The organism is Vibrio sp. MarTm2, from assembly GCF_027587055.1.
Classification (GTDB): domain Bacteria; phylum Pseudomonadota; class Gammaproteobacteria; order Enterobacterales; family Vibrionaceae; genus Vibrio; species Vibrio sinaloensis_D.
On the sequence record NZ_JAPPTK010000027.1, the window covers coordinates 1 to 4,896 of the forward strand.

A 4,896-nucleotide genomic window follows, 5' to 3' on the forward strand; every position below is an offset into this window, starting at 1 on the left:
TAGTTGGTGGAGGTTACAGGTTCGGTTCCACTTTTCATCAACTTTGATATAACGTCTCGCCCATATTTCTTAATCATTTTCTCAAGAAACTCAGGTTCAATAAAAGATGCATGGGCTAACTTGCCGCTAAGGCGCAAAACATCTTCGTGCTCAAGCATGTTGAACGAGTAATGATGGATTGCTGCTGATATTTTCCGCTTTTCCTCTCTGCCGAGGCTAAGCTGTCCGTCATTTGTAAGAGTCACACCTGTAACATGTCGATTGTGAGCTTTCGATGATAATACTGTCTTTCTGAGGTTTATCTTTATGTTGCCATCGTAAAGGATACCGATAACTCTTCTTACCTTTGCTTGGAATGATAAAAGAGTACCTCTTTGGTTCGTAGAGAAGGTGAGATCATCTGCATATCGCGTATATCGTACACCTTCAGCAAGACATAGCTTGCTCATTTCTTCATCGAACCGGTATAAGATAAAGTTTGAGACCATAGGAGAACTTGGGGCACCGATACTCAATGTTAGCTTGTTTGAACGCCTAGTTTTCCAAAAAAGAAACCCTTCCAACAAGCTTTTATCAACATTTGTTAGTTCAATGCCATGATGTCGACACTCCTTAAAAAAGAGCTCTGGCTTTATACTTGGGAAGAAGTTTTTCAAGTCCATTTTCAGCAAGTACTTAGAGTTTGCATGCGGAAGTGCATTATCTTTGATGCTTTTTCCTTTAATGTACGCAGTTGCTGAGGGGTGGATTGGCAATTTTGGCTCTAGTTGATTGATGATTAGTCGCTGAACAAACTTAAGCTCTTTCGAAGGGTGTGCAATAACTCTTCTTTCCTCGGAGTTACGCTTGGCTATAGTGTAAACTTTATAGCGGTAAGGTGCTGTCAGCGCAAATGATCTAAGCTCTCCCTCATCCATAAGTAACATCATAGAAAGCGATTCGGATAAACTCATTTTTGCGCCCCTTCTAGAATTTTATGAATTTCTTTGCCTGCCGCAATTCTCTTTCTCGATGCTCCATCAGATACATCGGTTACGTAAGACATTTTTAGGCTCATCAACAGTTTCTTTTCATCGAATGGGGTACCAGCCGTACTTGCACCAAATTTGACTCTAGGTTTATCCCTAACTTTCGGGTAGTAGTATTTATAACCACTGTACTCATATGTGTCCAAGTATCCCAACTTATTCAATAAGTACAACAAGCGCGTTACTTTTGATTTGTCTTCATCTAAGTCTAAGGATACAAGTGCTAACTCAATTTCAGTCAACAATATCGGATAAGAAAGGCGCACTATTTCTAATATTAAAAGTGCAACATGGCCAGAGTTTTTTACATTAAACGCAGGGCTTTTAGGAATATTATCTCGTTTTTCTAATAATGACGCACATAAGTCTTGAAGGTGGATATCTGAGTAGCCAAGTACCTTAGGAGATGGCCAAGGATATATTGCTACTGATGTTGGCTCTTTGTTTCGAATGTGATGTAGTGGCCCCAGATAAATGAAAGAGTCTTCACGCTCAGTTTCTTCTCTTGGAGCTATGATAAGTAATTTTTTATAGAAGTTAGGCTTAGTGCAGAACATACCTAACTCAACGAGAGAGCCTGGACTTTCAAGAAAAATAACGACGACAGAGGCTAACTGTGCAATATCGTCTTCAAAAGTTAATAAATCACGATAGGCGTGTTCACGGAAGTAATCTTTGAATGACTCAGCCAGTACAATTTCACTTTCGATATGAGGGTAAGTTGCTGCCAGTTTACCGATAAGACGCTGACGAAAACTTAGTGGAATGGGTTCTGTGATGTCGATTTGACCACCGCAGACAAAAATTCGATGATCTGGATAATTGATCTTAAAGTTGCGTACATCATACTTCTCAAAAGCTTCAATTATCGCATTCTCAAACTTTGTGCTCACAGTCTTTCGGTTCCATCGAAAAATATAGACGGCCTCAAAGGAGAAACCGTCTATGTTTGTTGTACTCTTTACTCAGAGGCTAGCGTTAGAACTTTTCTGACGCTCCTGAGGCACGAAGGATCGTTAGAAAAGTTCTAACGCAACCCTAAATGCACTCAATAAGTTAGTGTCTGGCGAACCGCCCGACAAGGTTGAATTTAAATTCGACCCAAACGCTAAAGAGTAACCAGAGTATAGGGAAAATCCCACTAAGGAACAAGCTATTAGGTCACAAGTTACTCTATTGAACCTTAACCGCTAACATCCCCCACCAACTCAGCCACATTAGCGCTTACCTCTCGCAACCTACTAGAAGCAAGATGGGCATAACGAGTCGAAGTTTGGGGGCTCTGGTGCCCCAACAAATGCTGCACATCATAGAGCGTCGCATTTCCGCTGTTTATGAGGATCGATGCAAAGCTGTGCCTCAAATCATGAATTCGAAAGTTGTCAGTAATTCCGGCAGCTTTCTTGATTCGAGCAAATGCCTTCTTCGGATGGGCGATAGGTCTACCGGGTGCATCTCCGGCAAAGATATAGGGGTTCTTCGGTTGTTGAAATCGTCGTTGATCATGGATGACCTCTTTAGCTAAATGATTTAATAGGACCGTTCTCGACAGCCCCGATTTCGTGTGTGGTAGAAATAAACTCCAATTGCCGTCGTCGTCGACGGTAAGACACTCCCATTTTGAGCTGGTAATTTCACCTATGCGCATTCCAGTAAGTAGAGCGAATTTCAATGCATTGGCCTGGGTGCGATTAGGTTCTTCGTTACATGCCTTGATGAAGGCAGAAACCTCAGCCCGTGACAGGAATCGTTGACGAACATTGTTTTCCTTCAACTTCCTGATGTACTGACCGGGATTAGAGTCGACATAACCCCATTCCATTGCCAGTCTGAACATGCGAAGGACTAAGGAACGTAGACGGTTAACAGTTGCTGGCTTCCTACCATCTAGTAATCCATCTAACAATTTCTGAATATCTTGCTGACCGATATCAGTGAGAGGTTTCTTTCCCCACTTCGGATAGAAATGGAGCTTGAGACTACCCGCATCACTTTTGGCGGTGAGCTTATTCATCATGGCGTAGGGTAAGTAGTGCAGCTCCGCAAATTCTTGAAAAGTGAGCACGTTACGCTTCTCATCACGAATAGCCTTGGGATCATTACCTAGAGCAATTTCCCGTTTGTGGTCATTGGCAATCTGACGTGCGGTGGCAATATCTAGCGCTGGATATTCACCTAGTTGTATAGATTTTTTAACCGAAAAATAGGTGTATCTGAAAAGGAAACGCTTCCTCCCCTGACGGTTGACGATTAATTTTAAACCGCTACACAACTCGTCAGTGTATTCCGTTTCCTTACTTTTGCTTGTCGTCGGCGTCGGTGGAAGTGAGTCGAGTTGGCGTTTATTGAATTTGAATTTTCGGGATTGCATCACTGCCTCCTTAGTCATTCTCGATGGAGAAGTATTGGCGTAATTCGGTGAGCAATGTCTTAGGCATCAGTAGGTAGATACCCTTACCAGAGTCCTCGACAATGCTCAGGGTCAGCACTGCTCCGTAGTCCAGGTCGTCTTCGAATTCGGTGTAGGTCAGTGCTCGTTTTAGCAGTTCGATATCGTCGACGACGACGGCAGAGAGTTCGGATTTTGATGTGAGAAACCAGAGTTCACATTGCAGCTCATCCCATGCGAGTTGGGTTTCTGCTTCATCGTGAAATGGTTCGGTGAGAATGGATTTTACTTGTTCTTGTAGGGTTGTGGTGATCGGTAGACTTGTGATTTGTTGAAGATTAGTTAGCTTAATCATATTGAACTCCATGATTATCAGTATCATAGAGTTAATATGTGCTTGTGCTCATATTTGGTACGGTAGGAGCCTTTAGAGGCAGAACCATAGCTGTTTAGTTGTTGAACACTTGACTAATTAATTTAGAAGTAGGCAGCGATAGATGGATTTTATGGGATCAATATCACTGAACTTTACTGATTAAGGAAGCATATTTCTCATTGATGAGAAATTCATAATTAATTGATAATAGAGTAAAAACATGAAAAAGATTGGTATTGCGTTGGTTGCTGTTGGTGTTATTGGTTCTCTTATGGGGGCAATGATGTTCGGAGATATTGGTCTAGCAGCTATGATAGGGTCGATTGTGGGTATCCTTTCAGGGGTAGGGTTTATACAACTAGATAAGAAGCTTGAGCAGCAGAATGGATAAGCTATCTGTGTCAGTAGCACTGAAGTAATTAACAACCTAGACTCGGATATGAAAATGAAGAAAAAAGTAATAATACCTGCTGCTGTGTCAGTACTAGTTTCCTTTTATGGTAATGCTGGCTGGTTTAACTCTTCAGAATCACCAGAAGACGCTATCGAAACGCTTCAGGGGATGGAGGTTGAGTTTTGTGGAAATATTGAATTTGGAAAAATGATAGACGCCTACACTAATGGCACCGCTGAGTGGGAGGCTAAAAAGATTGGTGATGAAGCATTTTACATAAACATTTCGGGTGACGTAATTTATAGAGGCTCAATGGGGGAGCTATTTCAGCAATATATGCTGAGTGGTAATGCGACTTCATTGAGAACAACCAAGCTAAGTGGTAGATATCTCTCACAGTTTGAGACAGCTCGTATGCAGAATGAAATGTGTGACTCAACAAAAGCAGCATCGAAAAGAACAACACCCCCATTTCCACTAAAAATAATCAGTGCAGAATTCAGTGGTGAAGGCTTGTATCTAGAAACCAATGATGGAAGTAAAAGCATCTATGCTCTTGGTTTAAGTGAAAATGAAATTAAATTAGTTGAAAAGGCATCTGGCCGTAAAGAATGGGTATGTGTTGATGATTTGGAATATCCAAATCATATTTACCCTTCAAGCCAGTGTATGTAGCCTATCTCAAAATACCCCACATCCCCTCACACCT

The 4,896-nt window shown here is 41.7% G+C and carries 6 protein-coding genes; 2 read left to right on the forward strand and 4 right to left on the reverse strand.

Going from position 1 to position 4,896, the window contains the following annotated elements:
- From OH458_RS21705 to OH458_RS21720, 4 genes are all read right to left on the reverse strand, one after another.
- Positions 1-953 (reverse strand): retron St85 family RNA-directed DNA polymerase (locus OH458_RS21705; protein WP_269979823.1); only part of this gene is annotated, 953 nt, incomplete at its 3' end.
- Positions 950-1,921: a retron St85 family effector protein gene (locus tag OH458_RS21710; protein ID WP_029832134.1), complete on the reverse strand. Its 972-nt coding sequence runs from the start codon at positions 1,919-1,921 to the stop codon at positions 950-952. The genes OH458_RS21710 and OH458_RS21705, both read right to left, overlap by 4 nt.
- 290 nt (positions 1,922-2,211) lie before the next feature.
- Positions 2,212-3,399: a site-specific integrase gene (locus tag OH458_RS21715; RefSeq protein ID WP_269979824.1), complete on the reverse strand. Its 1,188-nt coding sequence runs from the start codon at positions 3,397-3,399 to the stop codon at positions 2,212-2,214.
- Between the two features lie 10 nt (positions 3,400-3,409).
- Positions 3,410-3,772 carry a hypothetical protein gene (locus OH458_RS21720; RefSeq protein WP_206975734.1) on the reverse strand — a complete coding sequence of 121 codons (363 nt, stop codon included), beginning with the start codon at positions 3,770-3,772 and terminating at the stop codon, positions 3,410-3,412.
- Positions 3,773-4,013: 241 nt separating this feature from the next.
- On the opposite strand from OH458_RS21720, the gene OH458_RS21725 reads away from it, so the two are divergent.
- The gene (locus OH458_RS21725; RefSeq protein WP_180919313.1) at positions 4,014-4,184 is read left to right on the forward strand and encodes a hypothetical protein; all 171 of its coding nucleotides are present in this window, start codon (positions 4,014-4,016) and stop codon (positions 4,182-4,184) included.
- A 54-nt stretch (positions 4,185-4,238) separates the two neighbouring features.
- Positions 4,239-4,862, forward strand: a complete 624-nt coding sequence (locus tag OH458_RS21730; RefSeq protein WP_140351322.1) for a hypothetical protein — start codon at positions 4,239-4,241, stop codon at positions 4,860-4,862.
- The last annotated feature ends 34 nt before the right edge of the window (positions 4,863-4,896 follow it).

Excerpts from the sequence above, each read along its gene's own strand:
- OH458_RS21725 (WP_180919313.1), top strand. The coding sequence starts at position 4,014 with ATGAAAAAGATTGGTATTGCGTTGGTTGCTGTTGGTGTTATTGGTTCT.
- OH458_RS21730 (WP_140351322.1), top strand. The coding sequence starts at position 4,239 with ATGAAGAAAAAAGTAATAATACCTGCTGCTGTGTCAGTACTAGTTTCC.
- OH458_RS21715 (WP_269979824.1), bottom strand. The coding sequence starts at position 3,399 with ATGCAATCCCGAAAATTCAAATTCAATAAACGCCAACTCGACTCACTT.
- OH458_RS21720 (WP_206975734.1), bottom strand. The coding sequence starts at position 3,772 with ATGATTAAGCTAACTAATCTTCAACAAATCACAAGTCTACCGATCACC.